This is a genomic window from Variovorax sp. HW608, from assembly GCF_900090195.1.
In the GTDB taxonomy this organism is placed as follows: domain Bacteria; phylum Pseudomonadota; class Gammaproteobacteria; order Burkholderiales; family Burkholderiaceae_C; genus Variovorax.
On sequence record NZ_LT607803.1, the window covers coordinates 5,939,287 to 5,960,821 of the forward strand.

Genomic DNA, 21,535 nt, shown 5'->3' on the forward strand with positions numbered 1-21,535 from the left:
TATTGCGCAACGGCATCCGCGACGAGTAGCCGCTCGGCCGCGCCGGCCTGCGAGGGCTCAAACGCCCTCGCCCAGTGCCGGAAGCTCGCTTCTGGCCAGTGCACGGGCTTCGGCGCGGTCCAGGCCCAGCGCCACGAGAAGGATTTCGGCCATATCCGAGCCCACGTCGCGCCAGGTTCCATGGCCATCCAGCACCGGAAGCATCGCCGCCAGGGTGCCGCCGCTGAGCAGAGCCGCCATGGCAGGCAATTGCTCGCGACCGATGCGATAGCGGCCCGAGGCGATGCCGGCCTGCAGGTCGGTCAGCGGCTCGCTGCCCAGCACTGTCTGCAGCACCGCCGGGCTGAGCCCGAAGCGGCTCATGAAGCGGCCCCACAGCGGCTCCTCATGGGCGCGGCGGATGTACTGGCGTACGCCGATGGCCAGGCGCAATGCAGGATCGTCCACGCCGGCAAAACCTGAAACCACCCGCGCCGTCATCTCGCGCGCGAGTTGCGCCGCGACCTCCTCGAACAGGCCATCGACATCGGACACGTGGCTGTAGATGGTGCCGCGCGCCATGCCGGCCGCGGCGGCCAGCTCGCTGATGCTGACCTTCGTGACGCCGCGCTCGGCAAACAGCCTCATCGCCGCGGCATGGATGCGCCGCTGCGCCTGGCTCGGTGGGACGCCGGGGTCGGCTGGCGTGGCGGAAGCGGCGGCAGGGTCGAAATTGAACATCTCCGCTCAATTCTAGACATACCTGGGGTAAACGAGAATGCGCAATCGAGATAAATATTGAACACTTATGTTCAATCTAGAGCGTATGTGTTTAACCCCCCCGGGGCTTTGCCCCACTCTCTGAAGGAGAAGCGATGGGCACCGCAGGACCACAACCCACACACCGCACCGTCTCGCTCGGCTCGCGGCAGATCCACCTTGCCGAATTCGGCGCCGGACCCGCCTTGTTGATGCTGCACGGCGGCGGACCCGGCGCCTCGGGCGTCTCCAACTACTCGCGCAACGTCGAGGTGCTGGCGCGGCAGTTCCGCGTGCTGGTGCCCGACATGCCCGGCTATGGACGCTCGAGCAAGGACATCGACGCCGCCGACCCGTTCGGCGACATCGCGTCGGCCATGCGGGGGCTGCTCGATGCGCTGGAGATCCCACGCGCCCATGTGGTGGGCAATTCGCTCGGCGGTGCCGTGGCGCTGCGCCTGGCGCTGGATCGACCCGATCGGGTGGGCCGCCTGGTGCTCATGGGGCCCGGCGGCATCGGCATCGCCCAAGGCAAGCCGACCCCCGGCCTTCTGCGCCTCCTGACGTACTACGCCGGAGAGGGGCCGACCTTCGAGAAGCTGCGTTCCTTCATCACGGAGGACCTGGTCTACGACGCCAGCGGCGTCAGCGAGGCGATGCTGCGCGAGCGCTTCGAGTCGAGCATCGACCCTGCCGTGGTGGCCAACCCGCCGCTGCGCGTGCCCCCCAATCCGGAGGCCTTCAGGCGCATGGACTTCCTGCTCGATCCGCGCCTTGCGGACTTCGACCACCCGACGCTGATCCTGTGGGGCTGCGAGGACCGGGTCAACCCGAGCGCCGCAGCCCTGGCGCTGCAGGCCAGGCTGCCCCGTGCCGACGTGTTTCTGTTCAGCCGCACGGGACACTGGGTCCAGTGGGAACGTGCAGCCGAATTCAACGCGACGGTGGCTGCCTTCCTGGGCAACGAGGCCTGACCGGGGAGTGATTCGCATGAACACCGTCACAGCAATCCCTGCCGGGGACACCCTCTTCGACCGCATCAGCCTCGGCTACGTGGTGGTGGAGTCGCGCAAGCTGGCCGAATGGGAGCGCTTTGCGCGCGAGGGCCTGGGCGTGCATGCCGAAGCCACACGCAGTGGCCTGGCGCTGCGCATCGACGAACACGAACGCCGCATCGTCGTCCGGGAAGGCCCGGCCGAGGATGTGGTGGCGATCGGCTGGCAACTGCACGACGAGCCGGCGCTGGCGCTGGCGCTGCGGCGACTGGAGGCGGCAGGGCTGCAGGTGCAAAGCGTCGGCGGCGCCGAGGCGGCGGCACGCGGCGTCGAAAGCCTGTGGGCCTTCGCAGGCCCCAAGCGCGTGCGCTACGAGCTCTTCTTCAAGCCCTTGCTGAGCACGCGAGCCCTCGAGATGCGCTGCAGCGGCTTCGTCACCGGCCACATGGGCCTGGGTCACTTCGCCATGTCCACGCGCGAGCCGGAAGCCGCATTGAACTTCTTCCAGCGATTTTTCGACGCGCGCCTGTCCGACACCATCGAGGACCGGCTGAACGGCGTCACGCTGGACCTGAGTTTCCTGCGCCTGAACGGCCGGCACCATTCGGTGGCCATCGCGGCCACGAGGGGCCAGCGCATGAATCCGCTGCGCACGTCGATCCATCACCTCAACCTGCAGGCACGCAGCCTCGACGACGTGACCGAGGGTTACCGGCGCCTGCGCGCCATGGGCTGTCGCATTGCGAACGCGATCGGCCAGCACCCGAACGACCGTGAAGTCTCGTTCTATGTCGCCACCCCATCCGGCTTCGAGATCGAGATCGGCTGGAATCCGATCGTCGTCACGCATGAGGCGGAAGCAAGCTGGAAGCCCGGCCATTACCAGGGCATCAGCCTCTGGGGTCACTTCCCCGAGGGACTGACGATGGGCTCGCGGCTCGGCCAGATGGGCCGAGGCCTCGCCTCGCTCACCCGCAAGGAACACACCGTTGGAGTTACAGCATGAACGCCCCTGACTTCGCCTGCGACGTCGCGATCGTCGGACTCGGCCCCACCGGCCTCACGCTGGCCCACGCGCTGGGACAGCGCGGCCACCAGGTTCTCGTGCTGGAGCGCGAACCCCGGTTCTATGGCAACGCACGCGCCGTCTATACCGACGGGGAATGCATGCGCATCTTCCAGTCGATCGGCATGGCGGATCGACTGGCGGCCGACATGCTCGAAGACGCGCCGGTGCAGATGGTGCTGCCCGACGGTTCCGTGCTGTTCCAGATCAAGACGACCAAGCGCGAGCACGGTTGGCCCGCGAACAACTTCTTCTACCAGCCCTTGCTGGAGACGGCGCTGTCGGAGGGCCTGGCCAGGCATCCGAACGTGACCGTGCTGCGCGGCCGTGAGGTCACGCGCTTCGAGCAGGATGCCGACGGCGTGGACCTGTTCCATGTCGCTTGCGGGGGCAGCGACTATGGCAAGGCGGCTCCGCAGCTCGGCGTGAAGCCTGCTCCCGCGCCGCGGGAAGCCCGGGTGCGCGCCCGCTGGATGGTGGGCGCCGATGGCGGCCGCAGCGGCGTGCGCGCACAACTCGGTATCGAGATGAGCGGGAAGAACTTTCCCAACCCGTGGCTGGTGGTCGACATCAAGGCCAAGGACGCCAGCGACGGCTTGCGCCACGTGCCGTACTTCAACTTCATCTGCGACCCGGCCTGCCCGACCGTCTGCTGCGTGCAGCCGAACGGCCACCACCGCTTCGAATTCATGCTCATGCCCGGCCAGACGCGCGAGCAGATGACGCACCCCGAGACGGTGCGTCACTACCTGTCGCGGTACATCGATGTCGACAAGTTCGAGATCCTGCGCACGCTGGTCTACACCTTCAACGCGCTGATGGCAGAGAAGTGGCGCGACGGGCGCGTGCTGCTGGCCGGCGACGCGGCGCACATGACGCCGCAGTTCATCGGCCAGGGCATGAACGCCGGCGTGCGCGATGCGTACAACCTGGCCTGGAAGCTCGACGCCGTGCTGCGCGGGCAGGCCGGCGAGGCATTCCTGGACAGCTACCAGAGCGAGCGCCAGCCGCATGCCGCCGCGATGACGCGCGAGGGCATCCGCATGAAGGACTTCGTCTCGATGACCCACCCCGTGGGCACCCGGGTGCGCAACCTGCTCACTCGCCTCATGGTGCGGCTGCCCGGGATCGGGCCGTTCGTGCGCCGGGGCGAGTTCATTCCCAAGCCCGTCTACGAGGCCGGGTGCTACATGGGGCTTGCGCGTCGCCGTTGGCGCGGTGCCGAAGGCACGCTGATGCCGCAGCCCAGCGTGCGCGGACCCGATGGCCGGCGCCATCTGCTCGACGAGTTGATCGGCACGGGCTTCGTCCTCGTCAGCGCGGGCGTGGACCCACGACGAACCCTGGACGCCGAGGCGTTGTCGTTCTGGCAATCGCTCGGCGCACGGTTCGTGGCGGTGTACCCGTTCGGCGGGCGGCCCAATGGCGCAGGCATCGACCATGCCGCACCGGCCGGGCTCATCGAGTGCGAGGATCCCGAGGGCGACTTCCAGTCCTGGTGGCGCAGAAGCGGGGGCCGAGCCGGCCACGTGGCCATCGTGCGCCCGGACAAGTTCGTCTTCGCGCTCGTCGAAGGGGAGGCCCTGGTGGGGGCCACGCGCGAGCTTCGCCGCCAGATGAGGGTGGACGAGGCGGTGCCTGTGACGCATCGGGCGCTGCCGGCCGTCGAGGCGGACCATTGGCGGGAGGCCGCATGAGACATTCGCACGATCCTCAGGACCCGCCCGCGGAGATCCTTCATGCAGCCGCATCGTCGCTGCGCGAGGCACGCGCGGAGCGCCGCACCATCCCGCGCGTTTCCGAGACCTACGGCATTGCCGGACTCGAAGCGGCCTACCAGGTGGCGGAGATCAACACCAGAGCCCGCCTCGAGGAGCCCGGCCGGCGCATCGTGGGCCTGAAGATCGGGCTCACCAGCAAGGCCGTGCAGCAGCAGCTCGGCGTGGATCGGCCCGACCTGGGTGTCCTGTTCGACGATACCGAGTTCCTCGACGGCGATGCCGTTCCGGCCTCCCGCCTCACGCAGCCCAAGGTCGAGGCCGAGGTGGCCTTCGTCGTGGGCCGGGACCTGACCGCCAGCGCGCCGACCTGGAGCGAATTCCTCAACGCCATCGCGTACGCGCTTCCGGCGCTGGAGATCGTCGACAGTGCCATCCAGGATTGGAAGATCACGCTGGTCGACACGGTGGCTGACAACGCGTCTGCGGGCCTGTACGTGCTAGGCCACCAGCCCGTGGCCATCGGGACGCTCGATCTGGGCGCGATCGGCATGGCGTTGAGCGTCGACGGCACGGTGGCATCGGTGGGCAGCGGGGCGGCCTGTCTGGGACACCCGCTGCGCGCGGCGCATTGGCTGGCAGGCGCCATGGCCGCGCGTGGGCAACCGCTGAGGGCTGGGCAGGTCATCCTCTCCGGTGCGTTGGGACCAATGGTGCCGCTAAAGGCCGGTGACCGGGTCGAGGCCCGCATCGGCGCCCTAGGCAGCGTGCGCTGCGTTCTGAGTTGAATCATCGCCCAGGCAGGAAAACGCATGACCCGCAAGCTCAAGGCCGCCGTCATCGGCAGCGGCAACATCGGCACCGACCTGATGATCAAGATCCTCCGGCACGGCCGACATCTGGAAATGGGTGCCATGGTCGGCATCGACCCGGCCTCCGACGGCCTGGCACGTGCCCAGCGTCTGGGTGTGGCAACCACGCACGAGGGTGTGGCCGGGCTGGTGGGCCTGCCCGTCTTCGCCGACATCGACGTCGTTTTCGACGCCACCAGCGCCGGCGCGCATGTCAAGAACGACGCCTTTCTGCGCGAGCGCAGACCCGGCTTGCGCATGGTGGATCTCACGCCGGCGGCCATCGGGCCCTATTGCGTGCCGGTGGTCAATGGTGAGGCCCACCTGGATGCGCTCAACGTGAACATGGTCACATGTGGAGGCCAGGCCACGATCCCCATGGTGGCTGCCGTCTCGCGTGTGACGCCGGTGCTCTACGCCGAGATCGTGGCCTCGATTTCCAGCAAGAGCGCCGGCCCCGGCACGCGCGCCAACATCGATGAGTTCACCGAGACCACGTCGAAGGCGATCGAGGCTGTCGGCGGTGCGAAGAGGGGCAAGGCCATCATCGTGCTCAACCCGGCCGACCCGCCGCTCATCATGCGCGACACGGTCTACACCTTCAGCGCACCGGCCGACGAGGATCGGGTGGCCGAGTCCGTGGAGGCGATGGCGAGGGAGGTCCAGCAGTACGTGCCTGGCTATCGCCTCAAGCAGCGGGTCCAGTTCGACCGGCTCGCCGACATCACGATCCCCGGTACGGGCAGCCGCCTGTCGGGCCTGAAGAGCTCGATCTTCCTGGAGGTGGAGGGTGCCGCTCACTACCTGCCGGCCTACGCCGGCAATCTCGACATCATGACCAGCGCGGCACTTGCAACGGCCGAACGCATGGCCGCCCGCATGCTTGCGAGCGCCCCAGCGGCCGTGCAAGCCTGAAGGAGGCGACCGATGAACATGAAGAAGCTCTACATTTCGGACGTGACGCTGCGCGACGGCAGTCATGCCATTCGTCATCAGTACAGCGTCGAGCAGGTCAAGGCCATCGCCGGGGCGCTGGACGAGGCCGGGGTCGATTCCATCGAGGTGGCCCATGGCGACGGCCTGCAAGGCGGAAGCTTCAACTATGGCTTCGGCGCCCACACCGACCTGGAATGGATCGAGGCCGTAGCCAGCGTGATCCGACATGCCAGGATCGCGACCTTGCTGCTGCCCGGCATCGGCACCGTGCACGACCTGAAGGAGGCCTACGCCACGGGGGCGCGCATCGTGCGCGTGGCCACGCACTGCACGGAAGCCGACATCAGCCGCCAGCACATCGAGGCGGCACGCGAACTCGGGATGGAAGCCGTGGGCTTCCTCATGATGAGCCACATGACCACGCCCCGGAAGCTCGCCGAACAGGCCAAGCTCATGGAAAGCTACGGCGCCACCTGCTGCTACGTCGTGGACTCGGGCGGCGCGCTGAACATGAGTGATGTGCGTGACCGTTTTCGCGCCTTCAAGGAGGTCCTCAAGCCCGAGACCCAGACCGGCATGCACGCGCACCACAACCTGGGCCTGGGAATTGCCAACAGCATCGTGGCTGTCGAAGAGGGGTGCGACCGCATCGACGCCAGCCTCGCCGGGATGGGCGCTGGCGCGGGCAACGCCGCTCTGGAGGTCTTCGTTGCCGCGGCCGAACGAATGGGGTGGAACCACGGCTGCGACCTCTACAAGCTCATGGACGCGGCCGACGACCTCGTGAGGCCCTTGCAGGACAGGCCCGTGCGGGTCGACCGCGAAACCCTGGCACTGGGCTACGCCGGCGTCTATTCGAGCTTCCTGCGCCACAGCGAGGCGGCAGCCGCGAAGTACGGCCTGAAGACCGTGGACATCCTGGTCGAACTCGGACGCCGTCGCATGGTGGGTGGGCAGGAGGACATGATCGTCGACGTGGCACTGGATCTGCTCACGTCGCGCCAGCAGCCCTAGTCCGGAGTTCCCGCCCTCTGTAGTCACGCCAACGGCGGCAAGTACCTGTCGCTGCTGATAAATCCTCCTCTGTGGAGGATTTTTTTGGATGTAACATGTAGTCACTAAAATAGGTTGACTATTGGAGATGCATCGCCTAAAGTGATCAGCATGGCAGCCCGCACCGGTACCGCTCACGTCGTCACTACGACTCGCATCTACAAGGACCAGGTCTATCGCACCCACCTGCTGCGTCGCAGCTACCGCGAGGACGGCAAGGTCAAGAACGAGACGTTAGGCAATCTCTCGCACCTGCCCGATGAACTCATCGAGATCATCCGGCGCTCGCTGCAGGGCGAGACCTTCGTGCCGGTGGCCTCGGCGTTCGAGATCACGCGCTCGCGCCCCCACGGCCATGTGCAGGCCGTTGGCGCCGCGATGGCGGCCCTGGAGATGGCCTCGCTGCTCTCTTCCAAGCCCTGCCGCGAGCGCGACCTGGTGCTCGCGATGATCGCCGCGCGCATCGCAGCCCCCCACACCAAGCTCGCGACCACGCGCTGGTGGCACACCACCACGCTGGCCGAGGACTTCGGTGTCGCCGACGCCGACGAGGACGACCTGTACGCGGCGATGGACTGGCTGCTCGCGCGCCAGGATCGCATCCAGAAGAAGCTCGCCGCGCTCCACCTGGGCGCTGGCGCCCTGGTGCTGTACGACCTGTCGTCGAGTTACTTCGAAGGCAACTGCTGCCCTCTGGCCAGGCTCGGCTACAGCCGAGACGGCAGGAAGGGCATGCTGCAGGTCAACTACGGGCTGCTCACCGATGCGCGGGGCTGCCCGGTGGCGGTGTCGGTGCACGAGGGCAACGTCGCCGACAGCCAGACCTTGCTGCCCGAGGTCAAGCGGCTGCGCGAGGCCTTCGGCGTCCAGCAGTTGGTGATGGTGGGGGACCGCGGCATGATCTCCAGCAAGGCCATCCAGGAGATGCGCGAGTGCGAGGGCGTGGGCTGGATCAGTGCGCTGAAGAGCGCCTCGATCCGCGCGCTGGTCGAGCAGGGACACCTGCAGCTGGGCTTGTTCGACGAGCGCAACCTGCTCGAACTGAGCTCGCCGGACTTCCCCGGCGAGCGCCTGGTGGCGTGCCGCAATCCGGAGCTTGCCAAGCTGCGCACGCACAAGCGCGAGGAACTGCTCGCAGCCACTGAGGCCAGCCTCGCGAAGATCAAGGCCCGGGTGGATGCGGGCAAGCTCGCCGGCAAGGACGAGATCGGCCTGCGTGTGGGCAAGCTCGTCAACCAGTACAAGGTCGCCAAGCACTTCGAATTGGTGATCGGCGAGAACGCCTTCACCTTCGCGCGCAGGACAGACGCCGTCGCCGCCGAGGCGGCGCTGGACGGCATCTACATTATCCGCACGTCGGTGAGCGCGGCGCAGATGGACTCGGCTGAGTGCGTGCGCAACTACAAGTCCCTGGCCAACGTCGAGCGTGCGTTCCGCTCGCTCAAGACCATCGATCTGAAGGTGCGCCCCATCCATCACCACACGGCCGATCGGGTGCGCGCGCACATCTTCTTGTGCATGCTCGCCTACTACGTCGAGTGGCACATGCGCGAGGCCTGGCGCGCGTTGATGTTCGCCGACACCGACCAGCAGGCCAAGGCCGCGCGTGACCCCGTGGCACCGGCCACGCGCTCCAAGGCCGCTCAGGCGAAGGCGTCGCACCACGCACTGGAGGACGGCACGCCCGCGCACAGCTTCTCCACCCTGATGGCCGAGCTCGCCACCCTCGTGCGCAATACCTGCCGCGCGCCCAACGCAGCCCCCGAGGCGCCCACCTTCGAGCTGCTCACCAACGCGCAGCCACTTCACCTGCGCGCCCTCGCGCTCGTGCAAAACATCAAGCCGTAGACAGAAAACTTCCTGGCCAACTCAAGCAAGTGCTTGAGTCACAAAGGAATCTCGCTCGCCGCTTCGGGGAACTTCAGCCTAGTCTGCGGGCCGGCCCCCTGCACGATTCCGAGCGCCGTCCGAACCAGTTCCGGCGTCGTTGCGAGGGCGCCCTCGGCGAACACGCATCGATCGGGCCGCAACAGTGCCACCCAGCCCCAGGGCAGCCTGCCGTGCCAGGTGTCGTCCAGCACTTCGACGCGCCGGGCCGCGGGCGCGAGGTCCCGCGCCTGGCCACGCTGGCACCACTGCCAGATGCAGCCTCCCAGCGCCTGCCAGCGCTCCTGCAGTTCCGGGGACAGCTGGGCCGCGGGATCGACGCCGATGCCCACCAGCGCCCAGTTACTGCCGAAGACCTCGTCACTGAGCACGGGCCTGCCCTCGCGTCGGACCCAGGCTTGCGGGAACGACGTTCCAGCACCCAGCCTGCCCTCGCGCCGTGGCCGGAACAGCCCCTTGTCGAAGGTGTTCTGCGGCTTGATCTTCAGGTCGTCGAAAAGGGAGCGCCCGGCAGGAAGGATGCGCGCCGCACGGATCGAGCCATGGATCAGGAAGGCCGTGACGCGATTGCGCGGCATGACGAGAGCGCCGAGGAAGCGCGCGAGCGCGATGATCTTGCGCGCATGGGGGCGGCGCTCCTCGTCGTAGCTCGCCAGGATCGCCTCCGACGCGAGGCCGCGGAGCACCCACGACAGCTTCCAGCCCAGGTTGGCGACGTCGCGCAGGCCGGCGACAAGACCCTGACCGGCAAAAGGCGGCGTGATGTGCGCGGCATCACCGGCGAGGAAGCAGCGCCCCTTTCCGAAAGCCGTGGCAACACGGGCATGGAAGCGATACACCGCCGTGCGTTCGATATCGACTTCTTTCCCGTCGCACCAGGGGGCGAGCAGGCGACGGATGTTTTCCGGCCGCTCCATCTCCTCGCGCGATTCGCCGGGCCGCAGCATGAATTCCCAGCGATGGCGACCGCCGGGCGCGGCCATCTGCGGCGCCGGTCGAGACGGGTCGCACAGGAACTCCACGTGGTCGATGGGACGAGGCACGTCGCGGGCGTCCACGATCAGCCAGTCCTGCGCAAACGTGGCGCCGCCGAAGTCCAGGCCCAGTTCGCGCCGCACCAGCGAGTTCGCGCCATCGGTCCCGACGAGGTATCGCGCCCGTACGCACAGCGGTGCGCCGTCTTCGCCTTCCAGCCTTGCCGTGACGTGCGTGCCCTGGTCGCCGAAGGAGCGCAGGGCGGTGGCCAGGCGGACCTCGACATTCGGATAGCGCGCCAGGCGCGCCCGCAGCACCGCCTCCAGTTGCGGCTGATGGAACGTCACCAGCGAAGGATGGCCGTCGCGGACCGTGGCGGTGTTCATCCGCGCGAAGGTCCCGAAGATCGGCGATTGATACACCACCTGCGAGATGGCGACCGTCTCGAGTTCGCCTTCGGAGATGCCGATCGCCTGCAGGATGCGCAGCGCCTCGTTGTCGAGCGCGATCGCGCGCGGCTTGGGGAAGATCGTCGGCGAAGCCTCGATCGCCAGCACGCGCACGCCGTGGGCTCCGAGAACGTTCGCGAGCGCGGCGCCGACCGGACCGAGCCCGACGACGAGCACGTCGGTTTCGATCAACGCCTCCGGCGCTTCGATGCGCTGGGCTTCAGGATGGGTGGGGATCTGCACGATGCCCTCTTCGCTCAGGGTGTCACGATGGCCGTGGTCTGCTCGCCCAGGTCGATCGCACCGTCGTCCGTGCGGATCGTGGCCCTGATCTGGTCTCCGGGGCGCAGATACAGAGGATTGCCGCGGCCCTTCTTGACGAACAGGCGCCACTTGGTGGCATCGCTCATCAGATGGCGCATCGCGAGCATGGCAAGCTTGCCCGGCGCGCGCGCGGCGCAGCCCGCCGGCGTCCCGGTGGCCACGAGGTCTCCGGCGAACACGTCGTGCAGGGACGCAAGCTCCGTCAGCGTCGAGGCCGGCTGGTGGATCATCTCGCCGCAATAGGCGTCCTGGCGCAGTTGTCCGTTCACCGCGAGACGCATGCGCAACTGCGGCCAGCGCTGCCACTCCTGCGCTTCCAGCAGCACCAGGCCGGGACCGACCGGGCCGAAGCCGCGGAAGCTCTTGCCCTTGTAGAACTGGCCCTGCGGCAGTTGCACGTCGCGCGCCGACAGGTCGTTCACGATGGTCACGCCCGCGAGCCATTCGTGCAGGCGGTCGGGCGTCACCCTGGTTCCCGCCGGCAGGTCGCGGCGCAGCACCAGCCCGAGCTCGATCTCGTAGTCCAGCAAGTGCACGTTCGATGGGCGAACCACCGGCGCATCGGCGGCCGTGATGCAGGAGCTCGCCTTGGTGAACAGCGTGTTGAAGGGAAAGTCGCTCGCCTTCAGCCCCGACTCCTCGACGTGGCTGCGGTAGTTCACGCCCTGGCAGAGGAACTGCTGGCCGGAGGTGACCGGCGCGAGCACGCGCACGCCGGAGAGAGGTAGCGTGGCGTCTTTCTGCCCCACGTCCCAGATGGCGTGCCAGTCGTCCGACAGGAGGGCTCCGGTGGATTCGGCGGGAACGTCGAGAGGGGCGAGCATGGTTCCGAATTGCACGGCCCAGAAGGTGCGCGCGCCATCGTCGCAGCGAAGTAGTGTGCGTGACATGGGGGGTTCCAGTAGTGGGGTCAGGACCAGGGGCGCGCGGGCGCGTCCATGGCTTGGGAAAGCAGCTTCAGGCGCTGCACTGTGATGCGCCTTTGGCGCAGGAGGCGCAGCACGAGCCAGGCGCTGCGCAGGTTCATCTTGGGCTTCATGGAACTCGGCGCATCCGGACCCCAGGCCCAGAGGCTGCCGAACTCCAGCGGCGAGTAGCATGTTTCGGCGTCTGCGGTGAACAGGTCGCCGTCCGTGTAGTGCTCGTATTCGTAACCTTCGGCATCGCGCCAGTAGTCGAACAGCTGGCTGCCCAGGATGTGCCGGCCGATGCCCCACAAATGGCGCCAGCCCTGTGCGCGCAGCACCTGCTGGCCCTGGCCGAGTGCGTCCAGGTCGATGATCTCGTAAGCGCTGTGTTCGTACTTGTCCTCGATGGCGCCCACCAATACGAGCGTGTGATGGTCGGCTGGCTGCGCGCCCAGGTCGAGACGCATGAAGGCGATGCACGGGCTTCCGTCCGCGAGGTACTGCACGTCGGTCGGGATGAGCCCGAGGACGCGCATGTACCAGCGCGCCATGCTCGGGAAGTCCACGGTCTGCAGCACGAGGTGCCCGAGGCGAACCACGCGCGCGGGCTCGATGGGCGTGCGCACCGTGGTGTTGACGCGTGGCGATCGCGCAGCGGTGTTGGTCATCGTGCTGGCTGGCTCGCGTGTCGCCAGTGCCGGCACTTCCGCGCAATCCTGCAAAAGCCACACGGGACGCCCGGAGGGGTCCTGGATCTCGATGCCGCGCGCACGTAGTGGCAGTTCTCCGGCGGCCAGCCACCTGCCGCCGAACTCGCGCTCGTACACGCCCAGGTCGGTGTCGGCCGACATCTGGAACGCAGCGCCGAGGAAACGATCTTCCGGGCCCGCTTCTGCCACGGCGATGCAGGGGGCGGTTCCCGTTCCGCGGGCGACGAGGCCATCCGGCCCCGACCGCACGACGGTGAATCCGAAGTCGCGCCAGAAGCGCTCCGTTTGCGCAAGCGACTTCTTCTGCCAGCGCAGAAATGCGAGGGAGATGGCACGACCCTTTGCCGGCGGCCGTGCAAGGCGCTGGATCGAGGCGGGCAAGCGGCTCTCCGGAAGCGCTTCCGGCTGGCGCAGGGAATTGGAAGTTCGCATGGCGTTCTCGCGAGGTGTCGGTGGTTCAACCGGGGGTTCCGGGGATGGACAAACTGTGGAAGTGGCCTTAATAATGACGCACTTGTCATCATGACAAACATGTCGTTTTCCCTGATACCCACCCCCAGCCAATCGACCATGCATCCGCACACACACAAGACGCCCCTCGCGGGCATCGCCTCCCGCCACGACGTGCTGCGCCTCGAGGCCGCCGTTGCCGAGCCTCTCGGCGGCATCGCCAGCACGTATGAACTGCTGGCGCGCGGCGCCGCGCGCGTGCCCGCGGCACCGGCGCTGTCGTTCTTCCTCGAAGCCGACGATTACGCGCGGCCCTGCACCTGGACCCACCAGGAATGGCTGGCCCGGATCACGCAGACGGCCAATCTCCTTCGCAGGCTGGGCCTGCGCCGGAACGACGTGGTCGCCGTGGTGCTGCCCAACCTGCCCGAGACCCATTGGATCGTCTGGGGAGGCGAAGCCGCCGGCACCGTCTTCGCGATCAATCCGCTGGCGGAATCGGCCCTGTTGCGGGATCTCTTGAACGCGGTGCGGCCCAGGATGCTCGTGACGCTGGCGCCGACACCGGGACACGGCCTGTGGCAGAAGGTGGCCGCGGTCGCGCCGCAGGTGCCGGGCCTCGAAACGGTCCTCACCGTCTCGCCCATGCTGTATTCGCAGTCGCCTGCCTCCGTCGACCCCGCGCCCGCTCTGGAGAATCTCCCGGTGCTGGACCTGCACGAGCAGTTGCACGGCGTGCCGGCCGACAGCCTCGAATTCGAGCCGCCGTGCCTGGACGATGTCGCGTCCCTCTTCTGCACCGGCGGGACCACGGGCCTGCCGAAGATTGCCGTGCGCACCCACCGTACCGAGGTGGCGAACGCACTGCAAATCGCTGCCATGTTCGGCTCGCGCCCCCTGCCCGGCCCCTTGTTCTGCGGACTGCCCCTGTTCCATGTCAATGCGCAGATCGCGACCGGGCTGATGCCGTGGTCCCTGGGCGGCCATGTGGTGCTGGGCACGCCGGCAGGCTATCGGACGAAGGAACTGATCCCGAATTTCTGGCGCATCGCGGATCACTATCGCCTGTTCTCGTTCTCCGGCGTCCCCACCGTCTACTCCGCCCTGTTGCAGGTGCCGCGCCGGGGACGCGGCCCCGCGTCGCTGCGCTTCGGTCTGTGCGGTGCCGCGCCCATGCCTTTCGAGCTCCTCAAGCGGTTCCAGCAGGAAACCGGCATCACGATCCTGGAGGGCTACGGCCTCACGGAAGGAGGCTGCGTCTCCACGCTGAATCCCCCGGGCGGGACGGCAAAGCCGGGCTCGATCGGCATCGGCCTGCCCTGGCAGGAGATCAAGGTGCTGGTACTCGACGCGAAAGGGCGCTACCTGCGCGATGCCCGCATCAACGAGACCGGGACCATCGCCATCGCCGGCCCGAACCTGTTTCGCGGCTACCTGAATGCCGCGCCGGAACAGGAACCGTGGATCGAACTGCCCGGCGTGCCGGGAGCCCCGCCCCGACGCTGGTTGAACACGGGCGACCTCGGTCGCATGGATCGCCAGGGGTATTTCTGGCTGACGGGACGCAGCAAGGAACTGATCATCCGTGGAGGCCACAACATCGACCCGAAAGTCATCGAAGAGCCCCTGCATGCACACCCCGCGGTCGCCTTGGCGGCAGCCGTGGGGCGCCCGGACGCGCATGCGGGAGAGGTGCCGGTGGTCTACGTGCAGCTGCACGCCGACGCATCGGCCTCCTCCGAACAACTGATGGCCTGGGCGCAGCAGTACATCGCCGAGCGCGCCGCGCGGCCGAAGAAGATCCACATCATCCCGGCGATGCCGGTGACCGCGGTCGGCAAGTTGTTCAAGCCCGCGCTGATCGATCGCGAAGTCGCGGCGGTCGTGGACGAGGAAGCGCGAGCCGCCGGAGCGAGCCTGCGCACATGCGAGGTCGTGCGCGACCCGGCACGCGGCATCGTGGTGCGCTGGTCCGCGGACGGAGAGGTCGAGGCACTGCGCGAGCGACTCGGCCTCTATACCTTCCACCAGGAAGCCGCCTGAGCCCGCGCCGCGCCATATCGCCCCGGAGCGCGATGCACAATCGATCGATGAAGAAAGAAGACCATCGGACCCGCGTTGCGGCAGAGCGGCGGGAGAGAATGCGCAGGCGCCTTTTCGAAAGCGCCATGCAGCTTGCGGCGACAAAGGGACCGGCGGCGACTTCGATCGACGACGTCATCCAGGCGGCCGACGTGTCGCGCGGGAGCTTCTACAAGTACTTCGAAGCGCCCGAAGCCTTGTTCGCAGCACTCGCCCTGGAAATCATGAATGAAATCATCCAAATGGCCGAGCCTGCCGTTCAGCGCGTTGCCGATCCGGCGCAACGCGTGGCCATCGGTATGCGCCTGGTCATCGAGCTGGCATCGAGAAACCGGCAGGTCGCAGGCTTCCTGGTCCGCCTGGACTGGTCGGATGCCCGCGAGGGCGGCGTGCTGCTGGAGTTCGTGCGGCGCGACATCGCGCAAGCCATCCGGGAGGGCCACTTCCTCGCCATTCCGATGCGGCTGGCGTTGAACATCGTCTCCATGACCGTGCTCGGGAGCATCCATGCGCTGCTGGGCATGCGCTCGCGCAAGGCCTACACGGAACAGGCGGTGGCAAGCGGCCTGCGCGCACTCGGCATGCCCCCCGGCGAAGCCCTGCGCCTCGCGACGCTGGATCTACCCTCGCCGGAGCCGCTCGAAGGCGGGCTCCTGGCACCGGCGTGATCGCGGGAGGCAAGAGGCCTCCCGGCTGAGCACGGCACCACGCAATCCCGACCATAAGGAGACGGTTCGGCGACGACTCCCCGCGAGCGAACGGCTAATCTGCCGACATGGAATTCCTCACTCCATGAATGGAGCGTTCCGTGATCTCCGACTTCATGGCCGCCAATGCGTTCATCGCATCCCATCTCGCAGGCGCGCTGCTCCTGGGGGTCGTGGTCGGCTACGAACGCTCCTACCAAGGCAGGGCCGCCGGCATGCGGACCTATGGCCTTGTTTGCATGGCTTCGGCCGCGGTCACGATGTTTGTCGGCTATGCGCACTTATGGTTTCAGGGCTCCATAACGAACGGCATCGCCGATGCCGATCCAAGAAGTGTGGTTCAAGGCGTGCTCACCGGCGTCGGCTTTCTCGGTGCGGGTGTGATCGTTCACGACGGGCTCACCATTCGCGGGCTCACCACCGCCGCGTCGATCTGGGCTGTCGCCGTGGTGGGCGTCCTTCTGGGCGTCGGTTTCTACCCCGCAGCGCTGACGCTGGCGCTGCTCTGCACCCTTTCTCTCTCGGTGCTCAACCGGGTGAAGGTTCTGCTGCCCGCGCGCAGCACGCTCGACGTCACGCTCACGTTCGTTCCGGGGCATGCGCCATGCCTCCAGGACGTGGAGCGCCGCGCCCGAGCGCAGGACAGCGTCGTCCAACGGGACTCGCTCACGGTCAGCTACTCGGAAGGCAGCCTGGTATGGCGATTTTCCGTGGTTGCCCAGGACCGCATACGCGTCATCACACCCGCCGCCCTTGCCGACGAGTTCGTCGCATCTCAAGTGATGAGCAGCTTCAGCATCGTGCCGGTGCGCTTCTGAATGGCACAATGTCACTCGACCCAGCGAGAACTTTTTTCTCATGCGAACACCAGCAACCGGCGCTGTGGAGCAATTGACACCGCTGCGGGTACGCTTTGCGGACTTCGAACTCGACGAGGGAAATGCCAGGCTACTGCGCGGCGGTAAACCTGTCCCCCTGGCGCCGACGCCCTTTTCGCTTCTCTGTGCGCTCGTACGCCAACCTGGATCGCTTGTCGTCAAGGACGCGTTGCTGGCGAGCGTATGGGGTCATCAGTTCCTGAGCGAGTCTGTCCTCAAGACTGCCGTGAGCGAGGTGCGCACTGCGCTGGCCGACGACGCACGCGAACCCCGTTTCATCGAAACCGTACCGCGCCGTGGGTACCGCTTCATTGGCCTCATCGTTCCCACGTCCGCGGCACCGCCGGTTTCGCCCGCGATCGGCGATGTGCAGCCCTCGAGATCTTTCATCGGTAGAACCGGGGCGCTCTTGCGGCTTCAGCGCGCATGGCAGAGGGCATGCAATGGCAGCGAGCGCACGCTGGTCTGGGTCACCGGCGAGCCCGGCATCGGAAAGACCACCCTCATCGAAGAGTTCGTTCATGGGCTCGGCGACATATCCTGCGCGCGCGGCCATTGCGTCGAACACCACGGTCCCGCCGAACCGTACCTTCCCCTCCTCGAAGCCCTGGGCGGCCTCTGCCGTGCCGACCCCGATCTCCCGGCCACCCTGCGGGCGATGGCGCCGACGTGGGCGCTCCAGCTGCCTTGGCTTCACACGCCCGAAGAGCGCGAGGCGTTGCGAAGGGAGCTTGCCGGTACCGGCACCGGGCGCATGCTGCGCGAGATGGGCGAGGCGATCGAGCGGTTCGCGCAGGCACGGCCGCTCTTGCTGGTGACCGAAGACTTGCACTGGAGCGATCCGTCCACCGTGCAACTCATTGACCACATCGCGCGACGACGGGGCCCCGCCCGCTTCATGTGGCTGGGAACCTTCCGGCTCGCTGAGATCGTCGCCCAAGACCATCCGCTGAACCGCCTGCGACACGAACTGCGCGTCCATGGCCAGTGCGAAGAGATCGTGCTCGATCCTTTTTCGGAGTCGGAGGTCGCCGATTTCGTGGCACAGCGCTCACCAGCGCTGGTTAACGACAAGGCGTTCATTCGCTCGCTGCACAAGCGCACCGACGGTGTGCCGCTATTCGTCTCCTCCGTCCTGGACGACGCGCTCGAGCACGCCGGCGAGACCGGGACCGTCGCCACCCGGCTCGCGAGCGTCTCCGTGCCGGAAAACCTGGCCGCTGTCATCGACAGCTATGTGGTCCGACTTGCGCCCGAGCGACTTGCGCTGCTCTCCGCGGCCGCCGTCTGCGGACTCGAGTTCCGCACCGAAACAGTCGCTTGTGCCCTTGATCGCAGTCCAGAATCAGTTGGCGAAATTTGCGTCGAACTCGCGCGTCAGCAGCTCTGGCTGATCGCAGCCGCACACGAGGCCGACGCCGAATGGGGTGCGCCTTATCGCTTTCGTCACGACCTGTTCAGGCATGTGTTGTACGAGCGAATTTCGCCAACGCTTCGGGCACAGCTCCACCGGAAGATCGGCGCAGCCCTGGAGGCGGAGCGCGAAACGGGCGCGCCAGTCTCGGCCGCCGAATTGGCGATGCATTTCGACCGGGGTGGGCAGGTCCTTTCCGCGTTGCGCCACTACGCCGAAGCCGCCCGGAGCGCACAGCAGCAGCAATGGAATCCGGTCGCCAGCATGGCCATGACCGAGCGGGCGCTGGAGCTGATTGGCAAGGCGCCGGCCAATCCGGAGCGCGACAGCCTCGAGGTAACGCTGGCCACGCTGCACGGCATGTCGTGCGCGCAAGCCCTCGGTGTCGTCGATGCGGCGAAAGACGCGTTCTACCGGGGTGCGGCCGCGTTTTCGGCCAAGACCGGGCATGCCATGCGCGTCCAGCTCTTCTACGGACTCGGCTACGTGCTGTGTCTGCGGGCAGAGTACCCGGAGACGCTGGCGCTGGCTGCGCGCACCGAGGCATTGGCTGCGGACGACGACCCCTTGATGGTGCTGGTCGCCCGCATCCTGCAGGGACAGGTGCATCAGTTGCAGGGTCAGTGGCATACGGATCGACCCTGGATCGACGACGCCCTGGCCGCCGCGGGGCCACTGTCCGATGTGCACGGAGAGTCGTTCCTCGCCGATCCGCAGGCCACGCTGTTGGGTATTTCCGCGATGCAGCTTCTTCACCTCGGACGGGCGCAGGAGGCTCGCGAGCGCATGCACCGGGCACGCCATCGCGCTCGCGAGCTGCGCCAGCCGATGACCCGCCAGGTGGTCCTCTGGACCGAGTGCCTGCTGGAGGTGCGACTGGGCAACGTCGAGCGTGTCGGCGTGCTGGCCGACGAAATGCGCGCACTGGTCGAGGAATTCGCTCTCGCGCAGGGCCGCGCTGCAAGCCGCTGGTTTCGCGCCTGGGCGGACGCACACGGCGGCCAAGCGCTTGCCGCCAGCGAGCAGATCCTCCAGGCCCATGAGGAGAACGTGCGTCTCGGCATGCTGGCGGGCGCGAGCGAAGTCCTGGGCTATGCCGCAGAGGCCCTGTTGCTCGCGGGCGAATGGGACCGCGCCGAGATGCAACTGAAACAGGCGCTCGACATGGCGGATAGCACGGGCGAACGCGTGTATCTGACTCAGCTGCATCTGCTGCAGGCTTCGATCGATCGAGCGCGCAACGCGCCCGGAAAGGCGCGCGAGTCCGCGCGCCGTGCCCTGAACGAGGCACGCTCACAGGCATCGCCTTGGCTCGAACGCACAGCCCTTGCCGCCTTCGGGGAACTCGACGGCGCAGCGACCTGAAGCGCATTCTCCTGGTGACCGCGCCGCATGAAACGGCGACCGAACGGTGACCGTTCTCTGAGGACTTCCCGCCATCGCGGAACTATCGTGGGCTTTCATGAAAGGAAGCTTGCAATGAAGCAAAACGCAATTCGGCTGGCGCGCAGCCAGTCTCGGCCCGCCAGGGCATCTCGGGGGAAGTGAATGGGACATCTCCAGAGCGACCCCCACTACCCCAGCCGCCGGGCATTCGTGCTGAAGCTGCGCGCCGATGCAACACCCGACCTCCTCGCGGGGCGGCTCGAAAACCTCGTCACAGGCCGCCAGTCGGAATTCGAGTCCGGCCGGGAACTGGTCGGCCTGCTCGCGAGCGAGCTGATACCTGCCGAAACCACCTCCAAGGAGCAAGGTCCATGACCCAGCGCGTCGCACAGCGACTATTCCACGCGTGCGATGCGCTCCCCCGACCCTGCGCGCGGCGAGCGAGGTTCTCCTGGAGACGAGGGCCCCAATGCCTCGCAGTGGTAGCCCAGAGCGGCGAGGTGGCGTTGCAGCACCAAGCCGCCGGCTACGGCGCCCAGATGGCGTACTTCAACCTCAACACCGCAAGCTGTTCTGCCAGCCCCGAGCGAGATGCCAGCGAAGTGCCCGCGGGCTTAGTGGCGAGTCGGCGGGTGTACTCGAAGGCCGGCATGGCCTTGATCGCCTCGCGCGTGGCTCCGCGCAGCACCGGGTGGTCCCCTGAAACGCTGAACGACCCTACCGGGATCGCGACGTCGTGCCCGCGCACGCTGCGTCGCTCATGCGCCCGTAGTGATGAGTACAGTGCGCGCGAATCCGCCATCGTTCGCAGCGAGAATTTCGCCGTTCCAGTAGTGATGCAGGTCACCCTGCATGGGTCGCGACGGCTGGAGCCGTTAGTGCGCTCAGTGGCTGCGCAGCGTCAGCGCTCAAACGTACCGATCTTGAAGCAGGCCAATCCGCGCTGCTTCCAATACATCCCATTCAAGCGCCTGCAGAGGTTTGCCGGCGAAGCGATCGTCCCACCAATCAACTGGAGGATCGCCCCCGGGTGGGATCCGGTGCCTTCCACGCGCATGATGCTCTCGCAGATGAGCTCGGGCGCGTATTTCCGTACCAACTCCTTGATCTCCTCGTCATTGGTACCCGCCGCGATATTCTCGATCCAAATTCTCATTTTTCTCTCCCGAACCCATTGCACTTGGTGCGCATGCGCTGTCTACGGATCTGCGTTGCCATCGGTTCAGGCCATGATGTTGACGCCGCCATCGACATAGACCGTATCGCCCGAAAGGCGGCGCGCATATGGTGTGGCGAGATAGGCGCACGCAAAACCGACGTCCATGATGTCGACCAACTCACCAACCGGCGCACGTCGCTGCGCCTCGGTCAGCAGCAAATCGAAGTCCTTGATCCCGGATGCGGCGCGGGTCTTGAGGGGGCCTGGCGATATGGCGTGGACACGAATGCCCTTGCCACCGAGTTCGAATGCCAGATAGCGGCAGCACGCTTCCAGCGCGGCCTTGACCGGCCCCATGACGCTGTACGTGGGCACGACCTTGTTGGCGCCGTAATAGCTCATGGCCATCATTGTTCCGCCGTTCTTCATGAGCGGTGCCGCAAGCCGAGCCATCCGCACGAACGAATGGCATGACACATCCATGGCCTTGGCGAATCCCGGCGCCGAACAGTTGAGCAGTCCGCCCTGGAGATCTTCCTTCGGCGCGAACGCGATCGAGTGGACCAGGATGTTGAGTTCGTTCCACTTCTGCTCAACGGCCTCGAATACGGCCTCGAGCTGCCCCGGGACGCTCACGTCCAGAGGCAGGATCAGGGAAGCTTCGAGCTCCTTCGCAAGAGGCTCGACATGTGGCCGCGCCTTGTCGTTGAGGTAGGTGATGGCCAGCTCGGCGCCGAGCTCACGGAACGCCTTCGCACAGCCGTAGGCGATCGATTGCTGGTTGGCGACGCCTACCACGAGCGCCTTGGCGCCCTTGAGCGGTGGATGAGGAATGTCGAGCTTCATGAA

Annotated in this window: 18 protein-coding genes; 13 read left to right on the forward strand and 5 right to left on the reverse strand. The window is 66.9% G+C overall.

Features of this window, described 5'->3' with window-relative positions:
• Positions 1-57: 57 nt before the first annotated feature.
• A complete protein-coding gene (locus tag VAR608DRAFT_RS28080) occupies positions 58-720 on the reverse strand; it encodes a TetR/AcrR family transcriptional regulator (RefSeq protein WP_088957058.1) in 663 nt (220 codons plus the stop codon).
• Between the two features lie 134 nt (positions 721-854).
• On the opposite strand from VAR608DRAFT_RS28080, the gene VAR608DRAFT_RS28085 reads away from it, so the two are divergent.
• The 7 genes from VAR608DRAFT_RS28085 (at position 855) to VAR608DRAFT_RS28115 (ending at position 9,205) form a co-directional block, all read left to right on the forward strand.
• Positions 855-1,712: an alpha/beta fold hydrolase gene (locus VAR608DRAFT_RS28085; RefSeq protein ID WP_231972988.1), complete on the forward strand. Its 858-nt coding sequence runs from the start codon at positions 855-857 to the stop codon at positions 1,710-1,712.
• 16 nt (positions 1,713-1,728) lie between these two features.
• The gene (locus tag VAR608DRAFT_RS28090) at positions 1,729-2,739 is read left to right on the forward strand and encodes a VOC family protein (protein WP_088957059.1); all 1,011 of its coding nucleotides are present in this window, start codon (positions 1,729-1,731) and stop codon (positions 2,737-2,739) included.
• Entirely contained in the window at positions 2,736-4,496 is a 1,761-nt protein-coding gene (gene mhpA, locus VAR608DRAFT_RS28095; protein ID WP_088957060.1) for a bifunctional 3-(3-hydroxy-phenyl)propionate/3-hydroxycinnamic acid hydroxylase MhpA, read from the forward strand. Before VAR608DRAFT_RS28090 ends, mhpA (VAR608DRAFT_RS28095) begins: the two co-directional genes overlap by 4 nt.
• Complete coding sequence (locus VAR608DRAFT_RS28100; protein ID WP_088957061.1) at positions 4,493-5,305, forward strand: 2-keto-4-pentenoate hydratase; 813 nt, start codon at positions 4,493-4,495, stop codon at positions 5,303-5,305. The genes mhpA (VAR608DRAFT_RS28095) and VAR608DRAFT_RS28100 overlap by 4 nt, the downstream gene beginning before the upstream one ends.
• 24 nt (positions 5,306-5,329) lie before the next feature.
• The gene (locus VAR608DRAFT_RS28105) at positions 5,330-6,283 is read left to right on the forward strand and encodes an acetaldehyde dehydrogenase (acetylating) (RefSeq protein ID WP_088957062.1); all 954 of its coding nucleotides are present in this window, start codon (positions 5,330-5,332) and stop codon (positions 6,281-6,283) included.
• Positions 6,284-6,295: 12 nt separating this feature from the next.
• Complete coding sequence (gene dmpG, locus VAR608DRAFT_RS28110; protein WP_088957063.1) at positions 6,296-7,318, forward strand: 4-hydroxy-2-oxovalerate aldolase; 1,023 nt, start codon at positions 6,296-6,298, stop codon at positions 7,316-7,318.
• 150 nt (positions 7,319-7,468) lie between these two features.
• Positions 7,469-9,205 carry an IS1634 family transposase gene (locus VAR608DRAFT_RS28115; protein WP_088958838.1) on the forward strand — a complete coding sequence of 579 codons (1,737 nt, stop codon included), beginning with the start codon at positions 7,469-7,471 and terminating at the stop codon, positions 9,203-9,205.
• A gap of 38 nt (positions 9,206-9,243) precedes the next feature.
• On the opposite strand, the gene mhpA (VAR608DRAFT_RS28120) is transcribed toward VAR608DRAFT_RS28115, so the two are convergent.
• The 3 genes from mhpA (VAR608DRAFT_RS28120) to VAR608DRAFT_RS28130 are packed head-to-tail and all read right to left on the reverse strand — an operon-like array spanning position 9,244 to position 13,042.
• Positions 9,244-10,911 carry a bifunctional 3-(3-hydroxy-phenyl)propionate/3-hydroxycinnamic acid hydroxylase MhpA gene (gene mhpA, locus VAR608DRAFT_RS28120; RefSeq protein WP_231972989.1) on the reverse strand — a complete coding sequence of 556 codons (1,668 nt, stop codon included), beginning with the start codon at positions 10,909-10,911 and terminating at the stop codon, positions 9,244-9,246.
• Positions 10,912-10,925: 14 nt separating this feature from the next.
• Entirely contained in the window at positions 10,926-11,882 is a 957-nt protein-coding gene (locus tag VAR608DRAFT_RS28125; protein ID WP_088957064.1) for a fumarylacetoacetate hydrolase family protein, read from the reverse strand.
• Positions 11,883-11,902: 20 nt separating this feature from the next.
• Positions 11,903-13,042 carry a VOC family protein gene (locus VAR608DRAFT_RS28130; protein WP_088957065.1) on the reverse strand — a complete coding sequence of 380 codons (1,140 nt, stop codon included), beginning with the start codon at positions 13,040-13,042 and terminating at the stop codon, positions 11,903-11,905.
• A 138-nt stretch (positions 13,043-13,180) separates the two neighbouring features.
• Here VAR608DRAFT_RS28130 and VAR608DRAFT_RS28135 point away from each other — a divergent pair, with 138 nt between their 5' ends.
• The 6 genes from VAR608DRAFT_RS28135 to VAR608DRAFT_RS37270 all read left to right on the forward strand — a co-directional run bounded on the left by VAR608DRAFT_RS28135 (position 13,181) and on the right by VAR608DRAFT_RS37270 (position 20,783).
• The gene (locus VAR608DRAFT_RS28135) at positions 13,181-15,103 is read left to right on the forward strand and encodes an acyl-CoA synthetase (protein ID WP_157731134.1); all 1,923 of its coding nucleotides are present in this window, start codon (positions 13,181-13,183) and stop codon (positions 15,101-15,103) included.
• Between the two features lie 125 nt (positions 15,104-15,228).
• Positions 15,229-15,810: a TetR/AcrR family transcriptional regulator gene (locus tag VAR608DRAFT_RS28140; RefSeq protein WP_157731135.1), complete on the forward strand. Its 582-nt coding sequence runs from the start codon at positions 15,229-15,231 to the stop codon at positions 15,808-15,810.
• Positions 15,811-15,950: 140 nt separating this feature from the next.
• On the forward strand, positions 15,951-16,667 hold the full coding sequence (locus VAR608DRAFT_RS28145) for an MgtC/SapB family protein (protein WP_231972990.1): 717 nt from the start codon (positions 15,951-15,953) through the stop codon (positions 16,665-16,667).
• Positions 16,668-16,707: 40 nt separating this feature from the next.
• On the forward strand, positions 16,708-19,506 hold the full coding sequence (locus VAR608DRAFT_RS28150; RefSeq protein WP_088957069.1) for an ATP-binding protein: 2,799 nt from the start codon (positions 16,708-16,710) through the stop codon (positions 19,504-19,506).
• A gap of 183 nt (positions 19,507-19,689) precedes the next feature.
• A complete protein-coding gene (locus VAR608DRAFT_RS28155) occupies positions 19,690-19,902 on the forward strand; it encodes a hypothetical protein (protein WP_088957070.1) in 213 nt (70 codons plus the stop codon).
• 164 nt (positions 19,903-20,066) lie between these two features.
• Positions 20,067-20,783, forward strand: coding sequence for a hypothetical protein (locus tag VAR608DRAFT_RS37270; RefSeq protein ID WP_157731136.1), 717 nt, complete (start codon positions 20,067-20,069; stop codon positions 20,781-20,783).
• Here the strand turns inward: VAR608DRAFT_RS37270 and fabI are convergent.
• Entirely contained in the window at positions 20,750-21,532 is a 783-nt protein-coding gene (gene fabI / locus VAR608DRAFT_RS28170; protein ID WP_088957073.1) for an enoyl-ACP reductase FabI, read from the reverse strand. The genes VAR608DRAFT_RS37270 and fabI overlap by 34 nt on opposite strands.
• Positions 21,533-21,535: the final 3 nt, after the last annotated feature.